Source organism: Streptomyces sp. NPDC096012 (genome assembly GCF_040426375.1).
Classification (GTDB): domain Bacteria; phylum Actinomycetota; class Actinomycetes; order Streptomycetales; family Streptomycetaceae; genus Streptomyces.
This window is the reverse complement of the sequence record NZ_JBEOTD010000026.1, coordinates 1-18,994: the sequence shown is the minus strand read 5'-3', so window position 1 is coordinate 18,994 and position 18,994 is coordinate 1. Positions and strand designations below refer to the sequence as shown.

Here is an 18,994-nt window from a genome sequence, read left to right as displayed (position 1 = left end):
GAAGGTCCGCTCGACTCTACTTCACCCCGTGCGCCACGAACGCCGCCCACTCGCCCCTGGTGATGCGCAACACCGGCCCATCATCCGCCACTTTGGAGTCCCGTACGAACACGGCGTCCGGGCCGGAAGCCACCTCCACGCAGTCGCCGCCCCCGGATCCGCTGTAGCTGCTCTTGAACCAGCGCAGCCCGTCCACGTTCTCGGATACCTGCTCCACGCTCATGTCTCTCCCACCAGCCGTTCGATGAGCTGCGCAGACTCCACGCCGTTCAGAGCCTGTGATCGCAGCTTGCCATACCGCAATCCGAAGGCGCTCATCTGTGCGGGATCACGGACGACGCACCCGACTTCCTGGGACTCGATGTATCCGAGGTGCTGATGATCCATGGTCTCCAGCACGACGAACGGTCCGTCCAGGCCGGAGTGGAACCCGGACGCGGCAGGCATGACCTGGATCTGCACGTTACGCAACGCGCCTACCTCGAGTAGCCGTTGCCACTGCCCGCGCATGACCTCGGGGTCACCCACCGGATCCCGCAACGCCTCCTCGCCGACGATGAACGACAGCTCCGCCATCGGCACCCGTGCCAGCAATTTCTGCCGACTCAGCCGCGCCTCCGTATGGCGGTCGATGATCTCCTCACTCAGCGGCGGACAGTGCCCGGCAAACACGGCTCGCGCATACCCCTCCGTCTGCAACAACCCCGGGACCAGCAGCGGATCGTAGGAGAACCGGCTCACCACGTCCGCCTCGATCAGCGCGAAGTCGCGGAAGAACCGAGGCAACTTGGCCCGGTCCACCTCGTCCTGGAGCACGGCCAGAACCCCGCCCGCCTCCAGCACCCGCTCCGCGGCCGCCGTGAACACCGCCTTCGCCGGCCGTCGTCCCTGCTCGACCGACGCCACCTGCTCCAGCGAGTAGCCGATGGCCTCGCCGAGCTGCTGCTGGTTCAACCCGGCCCGCTTGCGCAGATGCCGGAGCAGCACGCCGTACGCCGACCACACGCCGGGCAGTTCGGCGCCCTCCTCCTTCGCCTTCGCCGTGCGCCCGGTCGGTGTGTCCCGTGCGTCCCGTACCGTCTTCACCGCTTCACGCCCTTCCGTCCCGCTCCACACCCCGCCCACGGCCGCGCTCGCCACCGGTCCATGTCCAACGCGGCGTGTGGAAGCCGGGACACGCCGAGGGACCCGTACAACGCCCGTACAGGGCCCGTACCACCCAGGCCACCGCCGGCCGCCCGCGCCGTACGGCGAAGCCGACGTACGGCCGTCGTACCTGGTCAGCACGGCATTCCCCGCACCAGGCTGACGACGTGACCCATCACCGAACGACCGGCGAAGCGGAGCGGCCCCACACGCCCGCCCCCCGACTGACCCTGCGCTTCAGCAGCACCAGGCGCGGTGCCCGTCTCGCCCGCCGGCTCACCGTCCAGCAGTTCTCCGAGTGGACCGGCCTCCCGCAGGACTCGGACCGTGCCCGTACCGTCGCCCTCGTCGCGGCCGAGCTGGCGTCCAACGCGGTGCGGCACGGCAGCCTCCCGGGCCGGGACTTCCGGCTCGCACTGGGCCTCCTGCCCCACGGCTTCCGCATCGAGGTGACGGACACCCGCCCGGAGCGCCTGCCGACGCCGCTTGCGCAACAGTGCGCCGATGAGACCGCGGGCCGCGGGCTTCTCCTTGTGCAGGCGTACGCGGACCGCTGGGGATGCACGACCCGCGACGCGTACACCAAGACGGTCTGGGCGGAGATCCTCACCACCCGTGAACAGGCCCTGCCGCAGCCCGCCAACCCCCCAGTGGGCGAGATGTAACAGGTCGGCCCCGAGTTCCCGCGCCCACGGCTCAGGCCGCCAACCTCAACTCGACCAGGTCGGATGCTGCGTGATCCAGCACCGCGCAGGTTGAAAGAGGCTCACTGGGTGGGTGCCTCGGCGAGCGAGAGGCTGTTCCCGTCGGGATCCAGCACGACGACGTGGCGCACGCCGTTGCTGTAAGTCTCGACCGGTTCGTGGTCGATCCCGTGTGCGGCGAGTCGGGCCAGGATGTCGTCGAGGTCGTGCACGCCGAGCGTGATCATGGCTCCGCCTACTCGCTCAGCGCGCACGTCTCGATCGTCAACGACGACCCACGCGTTCTCACCGACCCGCCACAGGTACTCCTCGCCGATGATCTCGTCTGCCGGGCGCCCGAAGAACACCTCGAACCACTCCAGTGCCTTGGCCCGGTCACGCACGCACATGACGCTGTACAGGTCCACTCGGATCGCTCCTCGGAGTCGTTTCGGAAGAAGGACGACTCCCGTGACCGAAACTCATCGGAGGAGGTGGCCCGGTTCCGAGCGGGGTCCGCGAATTGATGACGTACGCCCGGCGCAGCGGCGAGCCGTTCGTGAGGGCACTCGTGCGGCACGAGGTCCCGTGGCATCGGAGCCGGACCGAGGCGGGCGGTCGGCGACTCGGGTCAACGGCGTCCAAGCGGGCGCTAGTTGTCCAGGCGCACCGGCATCAGGAGTGAGAAGCCGCGCTCGTCGTCGGGCCGGCGGACGGCGAGGGGTGCGGTGGGCGCGCCGAGTTCCAGGACGAGTTCGTCCCGGGCTCCGGCGGTGAGCGCGTGCAGCAGGAACCGGCGGTTGACGGCCACGTTGTCGGGGTCCTCGTCGCCGTCGTCGCACACGATCACCGTGCCGTCCTCCGTCCCCCTGAGGACACTGATGTCACAGGGCTCGCCGTCCTGTCCGCGTGTGTCGCTCGTGCGGACGGGACCGGTTTCCAGCGCCTGCCTGAAGGCCGCCGTGTCGACGTGGATCCGGCGACCGGCGGGCAGCCGGACGAGGCGGCGGTAGTCCGGGAACTCGTGGCCGAGGCACTGGCCGGCGGCCTGCCGATCCCCGGCCTCCAGAGTGACCCGGTCGCCGTCCACCCCGAGCTGGACGGACTCGTCGCCGGTGAGCAGCGCCCGCATGGCGTCACCGAGCGGAAGAGGCACGACGACCTGCGTCCGAGGCCCGGCGTGCCCGGTCGTGCGCGCCTGCGCGACGGCCAGCCGGTAGCGGTCGGTCGTGACGACGTTGAGCTCATCGCCCTCTATGTCGAACAGGATCCCGCCGAGCATCGGCAACTCGGCGTCGGTACCGGCGGCGAAACGGACCGCGTCCAGCGCGGCGGCCAGCCGCGGAGCCGGGACGGACAGCCGGGCGGTGGCGGTGCGGAGCGAAGTCATCGGGTTCTCCCTGTGGTCGAGTTGGGCTCGGATCGTGGAGAACTCGCCGCGGGCCTCGGACAGTCCCAGCTCCAGACGGCGCAGGTGGGCCGCCAGGAGCCCCCGCACCAGGTCCGTGTCCGTGCCGGCCCAGCCGGCCAGGACGAGCCGGATGTCCGCCAGGGGCATGCCGGCCCGGCGCAGGCGGGCCAGCAAGCGGGCCTCCTCCGACTGCCCGGGCTCGTACCAGCGGTAGCCGCTGACCGGGTCCACCCAGGCGGGGACCAGTACACCGGCACGGTCGTAGAACCGGAGCGCGCTCACGCTCAGTCCGCCGTCCCGGGCCATCTCCCCGATGCTGCGCATCTCGTTCTCCACAGCCGGAACTCTGGGCCCTCGACAAGGTCGAGGGTCAACCTCGCCCACGGACCGGATCTGTCACTCGGGCCGGACAGCCGGCCCGAGTGGTGGCCGTACTCGACGGAGGATCACGTCGCGGGACTCGCCGATCCACGGCACGGCAGAGCGGGAGTACGGCCAGTGCCTGGCCGCGCTCTCCCGTTCGCACGAGGCCCGGCATCCCTCACCGGCTGTCGTTCTCCACCCGCTGCTGCCCGCCCCGCGGTGTGGAAAGCAGCTCACGGCCCCGCTCCGGGGTCAGCAGCGGCCCCAGCACCGGGTCGGCCACCCATCCCAGCGGCGCCAGGTGGTCCGGTCCCAGCGGCTCCCACAAGGGCAGCGCATGTGTCAGTACCCGCCATGCCCCGTCGGTGTCTCCGCGCCGCGCCAGCTCGCGCGCCCGCTCGACCGCTGCGCCGAACGGGCCGGCCGCCGTGTACCGGTACGTGCCGTCGCGCACCCGGTCCAGCGTCGCGTAGGCCAGTGACACCAGGTCGTCGTCGGCGCCTTTCAGATGGAACGTCAGCGTGGAGTCGCCCCGATACGAGTGCTCCGCGTGTTCGGCGACCAGTGGTGGCAGCAGATCGGGCGCGTACCGCGGGTCTGTCACCAGGCCGTCGAAGTTCACCATGTAGGTCTCTCCGAGCAGGCGCCGTATCTGGTCGCCGAGCCCGGCGGCCCGCGGTCTGCCGTACGCCTTGGCCTCGTCCAGTGCCTTCCCGGCCCGCTCCCAGTCACCGCGCAGCGCGTCCAGCCGGGCCTCCTCCACCAGGGCGTCCAGCTCGCGTGTCGTGTCGTTGGCGAACTCCGGCTTCCCGTCACCGGGTTGTGCCTCCAGGGTGTGGAACTCGCGGTACATCTCCTGCATGAACGCGAGGAAGTTCGCGTGCCGTTCGGGTGGCGCGGCGCGCCAGCTCGCCCACGTGTAGACGGCCCACTCGCCGTCCTCGTCCACGTCCTCGGGATCCATGAGCACGTGGGTGACGTCGGACTCCACGTCGAGCTGCAGCCCGCGCCGCCAGATGTCCACCTCTATCCGCTCCTCGGGCCCGGCGTCCTCGTCCAGGTACTCCTCGAAGAGTTCCGCGAGTCCCGACTCGTCCTCGTGCCAGCGCGCGTCCGCGGTCCCAGCCAGCAGCCACACGAACCCGCCCGCATGCCGCCACCCGTCGCTGACCTCGAGGAACTTCCGGTACGACGGGGGCATGGGCCGGCCGAGGCGCTCCTCCATGGCCGCGATCCGCTCCTCGGGCGCGGGCGGGAACCCCAGCCACCGTGCCCGCCGCGCGGCCTCGTCGTCCTCGTCCCGCGTCTCGTCGTCGGGCAGGGAATCGGCCCACTCCCCGCTCCACCTGAGCAGGAACGACCGCCAGTCGAATGCCGTGGTGTCCGTCATACGTCCGATGCTGCCACCCACCACTGACAGCGCCGCGCCGCTTGCCACGGCCAACGGGACCCGCGCGCCTGCGGGCGGTGACCACGGCACTGCCGGAGGGATGGTCGCCGGCTTGTCCGGCGGTGCGGCCGAGGATCTCGCCCGCTTCGTCGCAGAGCCCGAGTCGCCTCGCCGGCCTGACACCTGGCCGTGGGGCCAGGTCGGGGACTCGGCCCGGGCACCCCTGTTCACCGGGCACGGATCAAGGACCTGACCAGCGCCGTCGCCCGGAACGTCACCTCACCCAACGGCTCCCCGTCCCACCCCCGGTACCGGAGGGGAGGTCCCCAGCGGCTCCCCGTCCCGCCCCCGGTACCGGAGGGGAGACCCCCAGCGGCTCCCCGTCCCGCCCCGGTACTTGAGGGGAGGCCCGACGTACGGATCCCGCACGCGGACGGCTTCCGCGTGCGGGATCGCTCGGTCAGGTGGGGAGGTGGTCAGGGCCTGCGGGTCAGCTGGTCGTCAGGGCGGTGTCGTCCACCACGAAGCTGGTCTGCAGGGAGGAGTCCTCCACGCCGTTGAACTTCAGGGTGACCGTCTGGCCCGCGAGGGAGGACAGGTCGAAGCTCTTCTGCGCGTAGCCGGAGGCGGCGTTGGCGTTCGAGTACGTCGCCAGGGTCTGGGAGCCGGCGGTCACGGTCAGCTTGTCGTAGGCGGTGCTGCCGGTCTCGGCGGTGTCGATGTGCAGGTAGAAGGTGACCGTCGCCTTGCAGCCGGCCGGGATCGTCACCGACTGGGACAGGGTGTCGGTGTGGCTGGTGCCGTAGCCGTTCAGCCAGGCCTTGTAGGAGCCGCTGTGGGCGGCCTCACCGGTGTCGGTGTTGATGACGCCGCTGGTGGCGGTCCAGCCGGTGCTGCCGGACTCGAAGCCCGGGTTGGCCAGCAGCTGGGAGGAGGAGCAGCCGCCACCGCCGGAGCCGACGGTCCAGGTGAAGGAGGTGGCGCCGGTGGCACCGGTGGAGTCCTTCGCGGTGACGGTGACCTGGTAGGTGCCGGCGGTGGTGGCGGTGCCGGTGATCAGGCCGGTGGAGCTGTTGACGGACAGGCCGGTGGGCAGGCCGGTGGCGCTGTAGGTCAGGGCCGCGCCGGCGCTGTCGGTGGCGTGGATCTGCAGGCTGACGGCACCGCCGGTGGTGGTGGACTGGCTGCCGGGGTTGGTGACGGTCACCGTGTTGCCGCTGGAGCTGCCGGCGGTGAAGGCGGCGGTGCCGTTCGGGGTGCCCCAGCCGGTGGGGCCGTCGTAGCCGCTGCCGGCGGTGCAGAAGTACGACGGGCTGCAGCTGCCGTTGCTGCCGCTGGTCACGTCGTACAGGTTGCCGGTGTGGGAGTAGGGGTACTTCGCCGGGTAGTCGGCCGAGCCCGGGGTGCCCGCGAGCGCGTAGACGCCGGCGACGATCGGGGCGGCGGCGCTGGTGCCGCCGTAGACCGCCCAGCCGGAGCCGCCGTAGGTGTCGTAGACCGCGACGCCGGTGGCCGGGTCGGCGACGGCGGAGACGTCGGCCTCCATGCGCTTGGCGCAGCCGGTGTCGGTCTGCCAGCTCGGCTTCGGGTCGTAGGCGGAGCAGCCGGAGCCGGTGCCCTCGGTGGAGTTGGTGTGCCACACCGACTCGCTCCAGCCGCGGGAGTTGGCCGCGGTGGTGAGCGCGGTGCCACCGACGGCGGTCACGTACTGGGAGGTCGCCGGGTACTCGGCGCCGTAGGCGGAGTCACCGGAGGAGACGGTTATCGCGACGCCGGGGTGCTTGAAGTACTGGGTGTCGAGGGTCGTCTGGTTGGACGCCTCGGAGCCGCCCCAGCTGTTGGAGACGACCTTGGCGCCGAGCGTGACGGCCTCGTTCTCGGCGATGCCGAGGTCGGTGTCGTTCGCGGAGTTGGCCTCGACCAGGACGATGTTGCAGTTCGGGCAGACCGCGCTGACCATGTCGATGTCGAGCGCCTCTTCACCGGCCCAGCCGCTGTCGTTGGTCGGCAGCGAGGTGGTGGAACCGGTCTGGCTGACCTGCTTGAAGCAGCCGTTGGCCTTGGTGCAGGCGGACAGGCCGAACTGCGAACGGTAAGTGCCCAGGTCCGCTTCGGCGTTGGGGTCGTTGTAGGCGTCGACCACGGCGACGGTCAGGCCGCTGCCGCCCGTGGTCGGCAGGTTGTAGGCGCTGTGCAGGTTGGCCGGGGAGAGACCGGAGGGGGCCGCGGCGGCGAGCGCCGAGGCGAGGCGCTGCTCGATGTCGGTGCGGCGCTGGGCGAAGCACGAGGCGTGGCCCGGCTTCGCGGTGGCGCACAGCCGGGTCGTGGGGACCTGCTGGCCGGCTTTGCCGGTGGGGTGGAAGGTCTGCCGCTCGGGGGCGGTCAGCGCCCTGGTGTTCTGGGCGACCTTGGACGTGTGGGGGGCGGGGGTGGCGGCGTGGGCGCCCGCCGCCGGTGCCGCGGCGAGGCCTGCGACGGTGAGGGCGAGCGAGGGAAGGGCGACGGCGAGGAGTCTTCGCAGACTCCGTCTCCGCCCGCTCGGGCGTGACTGGCGCATGGGGTACTGCCTCCATCGGGACGTGGGGAACTCGCACTGGATCGGCAGGCCCGTGACGCGCACAGCGGCGGCAAGTGCAGTCATGGACATGACACACACAGTGGTGATTGTGCATGACGGGACGAGAAGGAAAGTAGCCTCATCCCCGTGCGGCCGACAGTCGCCGAAGGGATCCTTTACCCCCTCATAGGCCATCGAGGGAAGTCGGATGACCAGCCATTACGTAGGGCACGGACCCCGGCGGACGCGGAAGCGATATTCGTGACAACTCCGGCCCCGCAGGGGGCTGTCGCGGCACGCTACGTGAAAACGCATCCCCTTACGAAGAGAAGCTCATGCGGTGGGTCCGGGCCCCGGAGCGGGGGCCGCGGCAGACCAGCGGGGAGCCCTCGTCGCACACGTACGACGCGAGACGGACGCGGTGATCCGCCGGCCGCGCTTCCGGCTGCCGTGAGGCCTGTCGCCGGCCGTCATCGCGCGCTGCACGTCATTACCCGGTCCAGGCCGTAAGAATCCCGTCAAAGCCGTAGCGGCCGCCGTAAGAGAGACGTCAACGAGCGACCACATCCGGCCGGACAGGCGGTTTCCTCTAATCGTCCGCTCCGATCGAAACCTCACTCCAGGAGTTCACGATGGCCGATCTGGCCTTCGTCGTCACCGTGCTCGCGGCTTTCGCGCTGGTGGCCCTTGTCGCCAAGGGGGTGACGAAGCTGTGACCGCCGAGAACATCGTCGGCCTGGTCGTGGCCGTCGCCCTGCTGGGCTATCTCGTCCTCGCCCTGATCTTCCCGGAGAGGTTCTGACCGTGACATCAGCTGCCTCCGCAGGCGGTGACATGAGTCCCGTCCTCGCCGGCATCCTCCAACTGCTCGCCCTCACAGGCGCGCTGGCGCTCGTCTACACCCCCGTCGGCAACTACATGGCCGGGGTCTACTCCTCGAGGAAGCATCTGCGGGCCGAGAAGTGGATCTACAAGGCCATCGGTGCCGACCCCGACACCGAGATGACCTGGCCCGCCTATCTGCGCGGCGTCCTCGCCTTCTCGGCGGCCGGCGTCCTCTTCCTCTACCTGCTCCAGCGGCTCCAGGGCGTGCTGCCCGGCTCGATGGGCTTCGCCTCGGTCAACCCGGCGCAGTCGTTCAACACGGCCGTGTCCTTCGTGACCAACACCAACTGGCAGTCGTACTACGGCGAGCAGACCATGGGGCACGTCGTGCAGACCGCCGGCCTCGCCGTGCAGAACTTCGTCTCCGCCGCCGTCGGCATGGCCGTCGCCGTCGCCCTGGTGCGCGGCTTCGCCCGCTCGCGCACCGGTGAACTGGGCAACTTCTGGTCCGACCTGGTGCGCGGCACGCTGCGCGTCCTGCTGCCGGGCGCCGCGATCGCCGCCGTCGTGCTGGTGGCGTGCGGGGCGATCCAGAACTTCTCCGGCATCCACGAGGTCGGCCAGTTCATGGGCGGCTCGCAGCAGTGGAACGGCGGCGCGGTGGCCTCGCAGGAGGCCATCAAGGAGATCGGTACCAACGGCGGCGGCTACTTCAACGCCAACAGCGCCCACCCCTTCGAGAACCCGACGCCCTTCACCAACCTCTTCGAGATCTTCCTGATCCTGGTGATCCCCTTCTCGCTGACCCGCACCTTCGGCGTGATGGTCGGCTCGGTGAGGCAGGGTTACGCGATCCTCGCCACGATGTTCACGATCTGGGTGGGCTTCGTCGCGCTGATGATGTGGACCGAGTTCGCCCACCACGGCGCGGCGCTCCAGGCCGCGGGCGGTGCGATGGAGGGCAAGGAGACCCGCTTCGGGATCGGCGCCTCGTCGATCTTCGCGGTGTCGACCACGCTCACCTCGACCGGCGCCGTGGACTCCTTCCACTCCTCCTTCACCGGTCTCGGCGGCGGCATCACCATGCTGGGCATGATGCTGGGCGAGATCGCGCCCGGAGGCACCGGCTCGGGCCTGTACGGCATTCTGATCATGGCCGTGATCGCGGTGTTCATCGCCGGTCTGATGGTCGGCCGTACGCCGGAGTACCTGGGCAAGAAGATCGGCGGCCGCGAGATGAAGCTCGCCGCCTGCTACCTCCTGATCACCCCGGCGCTGGTGCTGGTCTTCACCGCGGTCTCGACGGCGCTGCCGACCCCGCCGCACTCGATGCTGAACTCCGGCGCGCACGGCTTCTCCGAGGTCCTGTACGCCTTCACCTCCGCGTCGAACAACAACGGCTCGGCCTTCGCCGGCCTGAACGCGAACACCGACTGGTTCAACACCACGACCGGGCTCGCGATGCTGCTCGGCCGCTTCCTGCCGATGGTGTTCGTGCTGGCGCTGGCCGGCTCGCTCGCCGGGCAGAACCCGGTGCCGGTCACCGCGGGCACCCTGCGCACCGAGAAGCCGCTGTTCACCGGTCTGCTGGTGGGCGCGATCCTGATCATCACCGGTCTGACGTACTTCCCGGCCCTGGCGCTGGGCCCGCTGGCCGAGGGGCTGGCGTCATGACCACCGACACCCAGAGGCACGAGGACTCCATGTCCACTCCCACCCTTGCGCCCCATCAGGACGCGCCCACCGGGCACAAGAGCGCCGAGGGCCGTGTCGGAGCGGGCCTCTTCGACCCCAAGGCACTGGTCAAGTCACTGCCGGACGCCTTCCGCAAGCTCGACCCGCGGGTGATGGTCAAGTCGCCCGTGATGTTCGTGGTGTGGATCGGCTCCGTGCTGACCACGGTGTTCTCCCTGAAGGACCCGGGCGACTGGTTCGGCTGGACGATCAGCGTCTGGCTGTGGCTGACCGTGGTCTTCGCCAACCTGGCGGAGGCGGTCGCCGAGGGCCGCGGCAAGGCGCAGGCGGACACGCTGCGCAAGGCCAAGACCGACACCGTCGCCCGCCGGCTCGTCGGCCCCGAGGAAGAGCGCGTCCCGGGTACCGAGCTGAAGATCGGTGACCTGGTGGTCTGCGAGGCCGGTGACGTCATCCCCGGCGACGGTGACGTCGTCGACGGCGTCGCCTCGGTCGACGAGTCGGCCATCACCGGCGAGTCCGCCCCGGTCATCCGGGAGCCCGGCGGCGACCGCAGTGCCGTCACGGGTGGCACCAAGGTCCTGTCCGACCGGATCGTCATCAAGATCACGACGAAGCCCGGCGAGACCTTCATCGACCGCATGATCGGCCTGGTCGAGGGCGCGGCCCGGCAGAAGACGCCCAACGAGATCGCGCTGAACATCCTGCTCGCCTCGCTGACCGTCGTCTTCCTGCTGGCGGTGGCCACCCTGCCGCCGTTCGCGGACTACGCGGGCACCCACCTGACCATGGTCGTGCTGGTCGCCCTGCTGGTCTGCCTGATCCCGACCACCATCGGCGCCCTGCTGTCCGCGATCGGCATCGCGGGCATGGACCGCCTCGTCCAGCGCAACGTGCTGGCCATGTCCGGGCGCGCGGTCGAGGCCGCCGGTGACGTCTCCACCCTGCTGCTGGACAAGACCGGAACCATCACCCTCGGCAACCGTCAGGCCGCCGAGTTCCTCACGGTGAAGGGCGCCACCGAGGCCGAGCTCGCCGACGCCGCCCAGCTCTCCTCGCTGGCCGACGAGACCCCCGAGGGCCGCTCGATCGTCGTCCTGGCGAAGGAGAGGTACGGGCTGCGCGAACGCCACCAGGGCGAACTGACCGGCGCCGAGTGGATCGCCTTCACCGCCCAGACCCGCATGTCCGGTGTCGACGTCGACGGCCGCAAGGTCCGCAAGGGCGCCACGGCCTCGGTCGTCACCTGGGTGACCGAGCAGGGCGGCACCGCGGCCCCGGACGCCGACGCCCTCGCAAGCCGCATCTCCGAGGCCGGCGGCACCCCGCTGCTGGTCGCCGTCCACGACGAGCGGGGCGCCCGCGTCCTGGGCGTCATCCACCTGAAGGACGTCGTCAAGGACGGCATGCGGGAGCGGTTCGGGGAACTGCGCCGCATGGGCATCAGGACGGTCATGATCACCGGCGACAACCCGCTGACCGCCAGGGCCATCGCCGAGGAGGCGGGCGTCGACGACTTCCTCGCGGAGGCCACCCCGGAGGACAAGATGGCCCTCATCAAACGGGAGCAGGCGGGCGGCAAGCTGGTCGCGATGACCGGTGACGGCACCAACGACGCCCCGGCGCTGGCGCAGGCGGACGTCGGCGTGGCCATGAACACCGGCACGTCGGCCGCCAAGGAGGCCGGCAACATGGTCGACCTCGACTCCAACCCGACCAAGCTCATCGAGATCGTCGAGATCGGCAAGCAACTCCTCATCACCCGGGGCGCCTTGACGACGTTCTCCATCGCCAACGACGTGGCCAAGTACTTCGCGATCATCCCGGCGCTGTTCGCGGCGGTCTACCCGGGCCTGGACAGGCTCAACATCATGCAGCTGTCCTCGCCGAACTCCGCGATCCTGTCGGCGGTCGTCTTCAACGCGCTGATCATCGTCGCGCTGGTGCCGCTCTCCCTGAAGGGCGTGCGGTACCGCCCGATGAGCGCCGACCGGATGCTCCGCCGCAACCTCGGGATCTACGGCGTCGGCGGCCTGATCGCCCCGTTCGTCGGCATCAAGATCATCGACCTGCTCCTCTCACTCATCCCCGGGCTGTAATCCCCCGAAGGCGTGCTGATCATCATGAACAACTCCGTAACCAACACCGCCCGGTTGCTCGGGGCGGGTCTGCGGGCCCTGCTCGTGCTGACCCTGGTGACCGGCGTCATCTACCCGCTGGTCGTCACCGGCATCGCCCAGGGGCTGTTCGGCGACAAGGCGAACGGCTCCGAGATCAAGGCGGACGGCAGGGTCGTCGGCTCCTCCCTGATCGGGCAGTCGTACAACCTGCCGCTGAAGAAGGGCCAGGAGACCCCGGACGCGGACCTGAGGTGGTTCCAGGGCCGCCCGGCCGACGGGCTCGGCGGCAACAGCGTCAACACGCGGTACAAGCTGGTCCTGTCCGGCGCCACCAACCTGTCCGCCGACAGCAAGGTGCTGCTCAAGCAGGTGGAGGACGCCAAGGCCGCGGTCGTGAAGGACAACTCCGTGCCCGGCTACCGCGTCAAGCCGTCGGACGTTCCGGCGGACGCGGTGACCTCCTCCGGCTCCGGTCTGGACCCGGCAATCTCCCCGGCCTACGCCGGACTCCAGGTGCACCGTGTCGCCGCGAGGAACGGACTGCCCACCGCCCAGGTGGAGAAGCTGGTCAGGGACCACACCGAGGGCCGCACCCTCGGCTTCATCGGCGAGCCCCGGGTGAACGTCCTGGAGCTCAACATCGCGCTCATGGACTTCGTGGCGAAGCGGTGACGGGCTTACGCGACCCGGACGGGAGCCGGGGGCCCGGGGGCATCCCGGATCCGCCGGCTCCCGCCGCCGCGGAGCCGGCCGTCCCGCCGCCGGCAACTACCGACGCGAGTCACCAACCTCTTGGCCGAGTACACCTAGAGACTGAGCGTGATCGCGGCGCCGATGCCGCCCAGGCCGAGGGCGAAGGCGGCCTCCTTCCAGCCGCCCTCGCCCCAGGGGAACAGGCGGTCGACCGCCAGCCGGCCGGGACCGATGGCGGCGACGGCCAGCGCGACGACGGTGATGCAGACGCTGTACTCCACGCCCCCGTCCGTGTCCCACAGGCCATGGGCGCCGGTGACGGTCACCATCGCGTTGATCATGACGCCGATCAGTGCGGCGGCCGCGAGCGGTGTCAGCAGCCCGAGGGCCAGGCCGAGGCCCCCGAGCAACTCGGACAGGCCGCCGATCACGGCGAAGAGCTTCCCCGGGCGATAGCCCAGTGCCGCGAACCCTTTGCCGGTCGCCGTCAGGCCCGGGCCCCCGAAGAGCCCGAAGACCTTCTGGGCCCCGTGTGCGGCCATCAGCAGCCCGAAGGTCAGCCGGATGAGCAGCAGGCCCACGTCGGCGGCGGTGGGTGTGGCGGTGGAGTACCCGGCCGGCCCGGTGGCGGAGGCCGGGCGGTTCGGGATGTGCTTGTTGAACATGGCGATGCCCCGTAGACGCTGGAGCGGGCGTTGCCCCCAGCTCGGACAAGTGCCGAGCATCGGTCAGCATGAGACGCGCGCGGATCGCGGAGCGAGCCCCCCTCCCACCCGATCCTTCCGCTGTGGGCATGGTCGTGCATCTGGGCGGGCGGCCCGCGGGGACATCGACGAGCGACCGCTCACCCAGGGGACGAGGAGCCTCAACCGGAGACCTCGGCCTGATCCGGATGCCCGGCGTCGATACGGGTCACGGTGACCTCGACGGTGACCCGCTGTGCGTCACCGAGGGCGGCCAGGTGGGAGACGGCGGCGGACGCCACCCGGTCGTGGACGCTGCGGGCGACGTCGAGCGCCCGCCGGCCGTCGCTGAGGACGCAGCGCACCTCGATGTGCCATCCCGAACCGTCCGGCGCCCGGTCGGCGCGGACGCCTGCCTCGGGCGGTGCGCGGTGGGAGGCGGTCCCCGTCCGGCCGGGTGCGGCGGCCTCCGCGAGGCGTCGGGCGAGGCGGGGCTGCAGGCCGGCCACACCGGGAACCGCGAGGGCCGCGTCGGCCGCGACGGCCGCGAGGGTGGCCGGGTGGGCGGTGGTCATCGCGCACCATCGTCGGTCGGGAGGCCGTAGGCGGGGGTGGCCTGGGCGGTGGTCATCGCGCACCATCGTCGGTCGGGAGGCCGTAGGCGGGGGTGGCCTGGGCGGTGGTCATCACGCACCACCGCCGGTCGGGAGGCCGTAGGCGGCGGGCGGCTCCGGTTCCAGGACGTCGACCACGGTGATGTCGACGACCGTCACGGCCAGACCCAGCTCCTGTCCGGCCGAGTCCAGGACCGACTGGCGCACCTGCCGGACCCGGTCGGGCAGCGGGCGGTCGAGAGCGGCGGCCAGGGTCATGGTCACCCGCACGTCGCTGCCCGCTCCTTCCGGTACGAGCCGGCAGTTCGCGGCCCTGGCACCGGGGACCGAGTCCGCCGCCCGCCGCAGCACCTTCGCCGCGGCGCTCTCGGCGATCCGCAGGGCCCGGTCCGGGTCGGCCAGGGGCAGCAGCCGCCCGAGCCGCACCTCCGCCCTGACGACGTCCATGACACGGTCGGCGAGTGCCTGGAGGCCGGGAGCGCCCTCGGCGCGCAGCGCCCGGGTGGCCGCGTTCACCGTGGACAGCCCCGCCAGGGCCTCGCGGCAGTGGGGGCAGGAGACGGTGTGCGGGTCCCCGTCCGGCGCCGCGTCGCCCGCCTGCTCCCAGACGCGGCTGAGCAGCCGGCCGCAGGGCAGCACCTCGTCACCCGCGAACGGGAACACGTCGTCCGCGACCCGTCCGCCGCGGGGCCCGTCGGTTCCGGGTGGCTCGGAAGGCCGTGCGTGGGGGTCGTCTAGCGCCATGGGCCCATCGCCTCCTGCAGGAATCGGCGTGCCCTGAACAGTCTGCCGCGCACCGTCTGCTCGCTGGTCCGCGTCACGTGGGCGATCTCCCGGTAGGACAGGCCCTGCACCTCGCGCAGGACCCAGCAGATCCGCTGCCCGGCGTCCAGCTCGGCGAGCGCCCGGTAGAGGGCGGCGGTGGCCGCGTCCTGCTCGGCGGTCCGGGCGGGCTGGCTCCAGGCGTTCACCGCCGCGGGTTCGGCGACGGCGTCCAGGGGGAGGGGTGGCGGCGGCCGGTGACGCATGGTCATACAGCGGTTGACGGTGATGCGGTACATCCAGGTACGGAATTCCGCGCTGTGGCGGTATTCCGGCAGGCGCCGCCAGGCGCTGACGAAGGCGTCCTGCACTGCCTCCTCGGCGTCCTGGGGGTTGCCCAGCATGCAGCGGGCCAGGGCCAGCAGGGGCGGCCCGTGCCGCCGGACGAGAACGGCGAAGGAGTCCTCGTCGCCCTCGGCCGCCCGTACGGACAGCAGGCCGTCCGGCAGGTGGCGTTCCAGCAGGTCGCGTCCCAGCGTGGGGGAAGCCGTGCGTTCGGTCATGGTGCTCCCGCGCAGAGCTCGGACCGTCCGCGTACCCGAGAGGTCGACTGTGATGCATGTCACACGAGGTGCGCGTGAGGAATGCCCTGCCCGACATGTCCAACCTTGTGACGGGCGCCGCACCGGCGTCCGGCCGATCGAGCGAGGTGAGCGCCATGACGGAGAACATCACCAGCGTCGGCGGGGGCAGCAGGTCCGAGACGGGCGTGAGCGCGCTGAAGGGCCGTACCGGGGCCGGGACTCCGGCCGAGACCCGGGGGAGGACCACGATCGCGGACGGGGTCGTGGCCAAGATCGCGGGCATGGCCGCCCGAGAGGTACCGGGCATCTACAGCCTGGGAGCGGGCATGGCCCGTGCCCTGGGGGCCATGCGGGGACGCGTCCCCGGCGCGGGCGGAGCCGTCACGCGGGGAGTGAAGGTCGAGGTCGGTGAGCGGCAGGCCGCCGTGGACCTGGACGTCGTCGTCGAGTACGGCGTGTCCATCGTCGAGGTCGCCGGCAGCGTACGCACCAACGTGATCGGCGCCGTGGAGCGGATGACGGGACTCGAGGTCGTCGAGGTCAACGTCGCCGTCGGCGACGTCCACCTTCCCGACGAGGAGGAAGAGGAAGAACCGGGCGAGGGCCGCGTGAGGTGATCCACCGGCGCGCCACGTGAAGGACGTGGGTGATCGCGCGAACCGACACATGTGTTCGCGAGACGGGTGAGTGCATGATGAACACAGCGACGACGGGCCTCGCGGCCGGCATGGCCCTGGGCTTCGCCGGTTACTTCGGCGGATTCTGGGCCTTCCTGCTGGTTCTGGTCCTCGGTGCCGCGGGGCTGATCGTCGGCCTCGTCGTGCACGGCGACCTCGACCTCCGGATGCGGAGGCAGCGGTGAAGACCCGGCCCGCTTCCCCCGGCGCGGGGTCGGGCCCACCGCCTCCGGTGGCCGGGCTGCCACCCCCGGCCGAGCGGGGAGCCACCGTCATCCCGGACCGGGTCGTCGCCCGGATCGCCGCCCAGGCCGCACGCACGGCCCAGTCCCGGCGCGCGGCCGTACCGCCCGGCCGGAGCGCGCCGATGGCACCGAGCGCCTCCGCCGCCGTCCGTACCGGAGCGGTGCGTGTGCATCTGACCATGGACCTGCCCTACCCGACCGACATCCCCCGTGTCTGCGAGCGGATTCAGCAGGACGTCGCCGAACGGGTGGCTCAGCTGACCGGCCTGCGGGTGGGAGAGGTGACCCTGACCGTCCGGCGGCTGGTGACCGCCGCCGCGGGCCGGGGGCGGGTCCGGTGAGCGGCCGCGCGGCCCGGGCCGCCCTCGACACCGTGCGGAGAGGAGGGCCGCGATGACCCGTGCCTCCGGCCCTCCCGACCCCGGTCCCGAGCCTGGTCCTGCTGGCGGCGGCTTCGACTCCGGGTTTTCCGGCGGTGGCTCCGACTCCGGGTTTTCCGGCGGCGGCGCCGATCCTGGTCCTCCTGGCGGCGGCTTCGACTCCGGGTTTTCCGGCGGTGGCTCCGACTCCGGGTTTTCCGGCGGTGGCTCCGACTCCGGGTTTTCCGGCGGCGGCGCCCAGCCTGGTCCTCCTGGCGGCGGCTTCGACTCCGGGTTTTCCGGCGGTGGCTCCGACTCCGGTTTTGCCGATGGCACCTCCGACCCCGGTGCGCCCGGCGGCTCCGCCCCGTCCGTCCGCCGCGCCACAGTGCCGCTGGCGAAGGAGCCAGGATCCCCCGGACGTGACGCACCCGTCTCCGACGGCACGACGGATGCCTACGACAGCGACGCACCCGTCCCGGACGGTGTGGCCGACGTGCACGACAGCGACGCACGCGCCCCGGACGGTGTGGCCGACGCGCACGACAGCGACGCACGCGCCCCGGACGGTGTGGCCGACGCGCACGACAGCGACGGCACGCCCGGTGCGTACGGCGGCGACGGCACGCCCGGTGCGTACGGCAGCGACGCAGTCGGCCCGGACGACGAGACCGGTGGGTGCCGCGGAGGGCACCGGACCCACCGGCCGTGGTCGCAGCGGCGCATCCCGGCCGCGGTGGTCGCCTCGGTCGTCCTCGTGGCGGCGGTCGCGGCGCTCGTGGACGTCATCGCCGTACGGGCGGGACGCCCAGCGGCGGCCTGGCGGCGGCACCTGGCCGACGAATTGGCCACCCGCTCCGTGGACGACGTCTGGATGCTCACGGGAGCCGCCCTCGCCGTCGTCTTCGGCGTCTGGCTGATCGTCCTGGCCCTCACGCCCGGCCTACGCCACTGGCTGCCCCTGCGCTCACCCGCCGCCGGACTGCGGGCCTCCCTGGACCGCGACGGCGCCGCCGACCTGCTGCGCGACGCCGCCCTGCGGGTCCCCGGAGTCGGTGCGGCGCGCGTCCGGGTGCGCCGCCACCGCGTCAGAGCCCGCGCGGACGTCCGCTTCCGCGATCCCCGTGAGGTGAAGGAGGACCTCACCGCCGCCCTCCACGAGGAACGCGACCGGCTGGCCCTCGCGCACCCTCCCCGCGTCGCCGTACGGGTGCGGCAACGCACCGACTGACCGCACACCCGCAGCACCGGAAGCCCGCACCATGACGTCGCGAACCGTACTGAACCGCACTCTGCTGGCCCTCACCGGGCTGGTCCTGCTCGGCGGCGGACTGCTGATCCTCTTCGCCGGGCTCGACCTCTACCGGCGACACGGTCTGGTCCCACCCCCCGGCTGGCCCCTGACCACCCCGGGCGACGTCCTGCTCGGCGCCGCCGACCGGGCCCGCTGGAGCAGCCAGGGCTGGTGGTGGTGGCCCGCGGTCATCGCCGCCCTCGCCCTCGTCGCCCTGCTCGCCCTGTGGTGGCTGCTCGCCCAGCCGCGCCGTCGCCGCCCCGGAGCGCTGCCCGTCGGCGGTACGCCCCCGCAGGAAGGCGTCGAACTGCGCGACCGCGCGCTCAGCGACGCGATCGCGACCGAAGCCGGTGCCCTGCCCGGGGTCGAGCGTGCGGCCGTACGTCTCACCGGCCGGCCCGCCCGCTTCCGCACCCACGTCATGCTCACCCTCGCCCCTCAGGCCGCGCCCGGCGACACACTGGGTGCCCTCTGCGAAGGCCCGCTGCACACCGCCAACCGCTCCACCGGCCTCCCCGACCTGCCCACCGAGGCCCGCCTGCGAGTGGCCCGCCACAAACCGCACCGGGCGGAGTGAGGACGAGACCCGCCGCTCCCGCCCCCCTCGCACCCTGCAGCTTCGCTCAGAGCATGGGCATGTATGCGGGACGAGGGGGTAGTCGGCTGGTCGTCGGTCGTTTCGGCGGCCGGCGGGGCCGGCCGGTTCAACCATGGGAGGGAAGCATGATGAAGCTCGCGAGCACGGTCGCGGCGGACAGGGAGACGGCGGAGCTGCCGGAGGTGTGCGATCCCTCCCGTGTGGCGCCGAAGGATGCCCGTGAGTTGTCGCGGTTGTTCTTCGATCAGCTGGCGGTGCTGGAGGAGGGCACGGCGGAGTACAGCTATGCGCGCAA

Annotated in this window: 19 protein-coding genes and 2 pseudogenes; 11 read left to right on the top strand and 10 right to left on the bottom strand. The window is 71.6% G+C overall.

What is annotated here, in order from left to right; translation table 11 throughout:
• Window positions 1-16: 16 nt before the first annotated feature.
• Together ABVB68_RS23560 and ABVB68_RS23555 are read right to left on the bottom strand one after the other, a co-directional pair.
• Window positions 17-223 carry a DUF397 domain-containing protein gene (locus tag ABVB68_RS23560; RefSeq protein ID WP_353603094.1) on the bottom strand — a complete coding sequence of 69 codons (207 nt, stop codon included), beginning with the start codon at window positions 221-223 and terminating at the stop codon, window positions 17-19.
• Window positions 220-1,086: a helix-turn-helix domain-containing protein gene (locus tag ABVB68_RS23555; RefSeq protein WP_503006219.1), complete on the bottom strand. Its 867-nt coding sequence runs from the start codon at window positions 1,084-1,086 to the stop codon at window positions 220-222. Before ABVB68_RS23555 ends, ABVB68_RS23560 begins: the two co-directional genes overlap by 4 nt.
• A gap of 227 nt (window positions 1,087-1,313) precedes the next feature.
• Here ABVB68_RS23555 and ABVB68_RS23550 point away from each other — a divergent pair, with 227 nt between their 5' ends.
• The gene (locus tag ABVB68_RS23550; RefSeq protein ID WP_353603093.1) at window positions 1,314-1,811 is read left to right on the top strand and encodes an ATP-binding protein; all 498 of its coding nucleotides are present in this window, start codon (window positions 1,314-1,316) and stop codon (window positions 1,809-1,811) included.
• 101 nt (window positions 1,812-1,912) lie between these two features.
• On the opposite strand, the gene ABVB68_RS23545 is transcribed toward ABVB68_RS23550, so the two are convergent.
• The 4 genes and pseudogenes from ABVB68_RS23545 to ABVB68_RS23530 form a co-directional block, all read right to left on the bottom strand.
• Window positions 1,913-2,257: a VOC family protein gene (locus tag ABVB68_RS23545; RefSeq protein WP_353603092.1), complete on the bottom strand. Its 345-nt coding sequence runs from the start codon at window positions 2,255-2,257 to the stop codon at window positions 1,913-1,915.
• A gap of 224 nt (window positions 2,258-2,481) precedes the next feature.
• On the bottom strand, window positions 2,482-3,564 hold the full coding sequence (locus ABVB68_RS23540) for a DNA polymerase III subunit beta family protein (RefSeq protein WP_353603091.1): 1,083 nt from the start codon (window positions 3,562-3,564) through the stop codon (window positions 2,482-2,484).
• A gap of 244 nt (window positions 3,565-3,808) precedes the next feature.
• Window positions 3,809-4,993: pseudogene (locus tag ABVB68_RS23535) on the bottom strand (SMI1/KNR4 family protein); the annotation flags it as partial.
• A 490-nt stretch (window positions 4,994-5,483) separates the two neighbouring features.
• Complete coding sequence (locus tag ABVB68_RS23530) at window positions 5,484-7,550, bottom strand: putative Ig domain-containing protein (RefSeq protein ID WP_353603090.1); 2,067 nt, start codon at window positions 7,548-7,550, stop codon at window positions 5,484-5,486.
• A gap of 712 nt (window positions 7,551-8,262) precedes the next feature.
• On the opposite strand from ABVB68_RS23530, the gene kdpF reads away from it, so the two are divergent.
• The 4 genes from kdpF to ABVB68_RS23510 are packed head-to-tail and all read left to right on the top strand — an operon-like array spanning window position 8,263 to window position 12,862.
• Window positions 8,263-8,352: a K(+)-transporting ATPase subunit F gene (kdpF, locus tag ABVB68_RS23525; RefSeq protein ID WP_016434100.1), complete on the top strand. Its 90-nt coding sequence runs from the start codon at window positions 8,263-8,265 to the stop codon at window positions 8,350-8,352.
• A 32-nt stretch (window positions 8,353-8,384) separates the two neighbouring features.
• Window positions 8,385-10,049 carry a potassium-transporting ATPase subunit KdpA gene (kdpA, locus tag ABVB68_RS23520; protein WP_353603089.1) on the top strand — a complete coding sequence of 555 codons (1,665 nt, stop codon included), beginning with the start codon at window positions 8,385-8,387 and terminating at the stop codon, window positions 10,047-10,049.
• Window positions 10,046-12,169: a potassium-transporting ATPase subunit KdpB gene (kdpB, locus tag ABVB68_RS23515; protein WP_353603088.1), complete on the top strand. Its 2,124-nt coding sequence runs from the start codon at window positions 10,046-10,048 to the stop codon at window positions 12,167-12,169. Before kdpA ends, kdpB begins: the two co-directional genes overlap by 4 nt.
• Before the next feature lie 24 nt (window positions 12,170-12,193).
• Window positions 12,194-12,862 (top strand): potassium-transporting ATPase subunit C, encoded by a 669-nt coding sequence (locus ABVB68_RS23510; RefSeq protein WP_353603087.1) that lies wholly within the window; start codon window positions 12,194-12,196, stop codon window positions 12,860-12,862.
• A gap of 134 nt (window positions 12,863-12,996) precedes the next feature.
• Here the strand turns inward: ABVB68_RS23510 and ABVB68_RS23505 are convergent, their stop codons facing one another.
• From ABVB68_RS23505 to ABVB68_RS23490, 4 genes are all read right to left on the bottom strand, one after another.
• Window positions 12,997-13,548 (bottom strand): DoxX family protein, encoded by a 552-nt coding sequence (locus ABVB68_RS23505; protein ID WP_353603086.1) that lies wholly within the window; start codon window positions 13,546-13,548, stop codon window positions 12,997-12,999.
• Between the two features lie 200 nt (window positions 13,549-13,748).
• Complete coding sequence (locus tag ABVB68_RS23500; RefSeq protein ID WP_353603085.1) at window positions 13,749-14,141, bottom strand: hypothetical protein; 393 nt, start codon at window positions 14,139-14,141, stop codon at window positions 13,749-13,751.
• Between the two features lie 111 nt (window positions 14,142-14,252).
• Window positions 14,253-14,924, bottom strand: a complete 672-nt coding sequence (locus ABVB68_RS23495) for a hypothetical protein (protein WP_353603084.1) — start codon at window positions 14,922-14,924, stop codon at window positions 14,253-14,255.
• On the bottom strand, window positions 14,915-15,505 hold the full coding sequence (locus ABVB68_RS23490; RefSeq protein ID WP_353603083.1) for an RNA polymerase sigma factor: 591 nt from the start codon (window positions 15,503-15,505) through the stop codon (window positions 14,915-14,917). Before ABVB68_RS23490 ends, ABVB68_RS23495 begins: the two co-directional genes overlap by 10 nt.
• 155 nt (window positions 15,506-15,660) lie before the next feature.
• Here ABVB68_RS23490 and ABVB68_RS23485 point away from each other — a divergent pair, with 155 nt between their 5' ends.
• The 6 genes and pseudogenes from ABVB68_RS23485 to ABVB68_RS23460 form a co-directional block, all read left to right on the top strand.
• Complete coding sequence (locus ABVB68_RS23485) at window positions 15,661-16,143, top strand: Asp23/Gls24 family envelope stress response protein (RefSeq protein ID WP_353603082.1); 483 nt, start codon at window positions 15,661-15,663, stop codon at window positions 16,141-16,143.
• Window positions 16,144-16,217: 74 nt separating this feature from the next.
• Complete coding sequence (locus ABVB68_RS23480) at window positions 16,218-16,388, top strand: hypothetical protein (RefSeq protein WP_353603174.1); 171 nt, start codon at window positions 16,218-16,220, stop codon at window positions 16,386-16,388.
• Window positions 16,385-16,789, top strand: a complete 405-nt coding sequence (locus ABVB68_RS23475; protein WP_353603081.1) for an Asp23/Gls24 family envelope stress response protein — start codon at window positions 16,385-16,387, stop codon at window positions 16,787-16,789. The genes ABVB68_RS23480 and ABVB68_RS23475 overlap by 4 nt, the downstream gene beginning before the upstream one ends.
• A gap of 514 nt (window positions 16,790-17,303) precedes the next feature.
• Complete coding sequence (locus ABVB68_RS23470) at window positions 17,304-18,038, top strand: DUF6286 domain-containing protein (RefSeq protein ID WP_353603080.1); 735 nt, start codon at window positions 17,304-17,306, stop codon at window positions 18,036-18,038.
• Window positions 18,039-18,069: 31 nt separating this feature from the next.
• Window positions 18,070-18,678 carry an alkaline shock response membrane anchor protein AmaP gene (locus ABVB68_RS23465; protein ID WP_353603079.1) on the top strand — a complete coding sequence of 203 codons (609 nt, stop codon included), beginning with the start codon at window positions 18,070-18,072 and terminating at the stop codon, window positions 18,676-18,678.
• Between the two features lie 149 nt (window positions 18,679-18,827).
• Window positions 18,828-18,994 (top strand): annotated as a pseudogene (locus tag ABVB68_RS23460) (RNA polymerase sigma factor SigF); the annotation flags it as partial.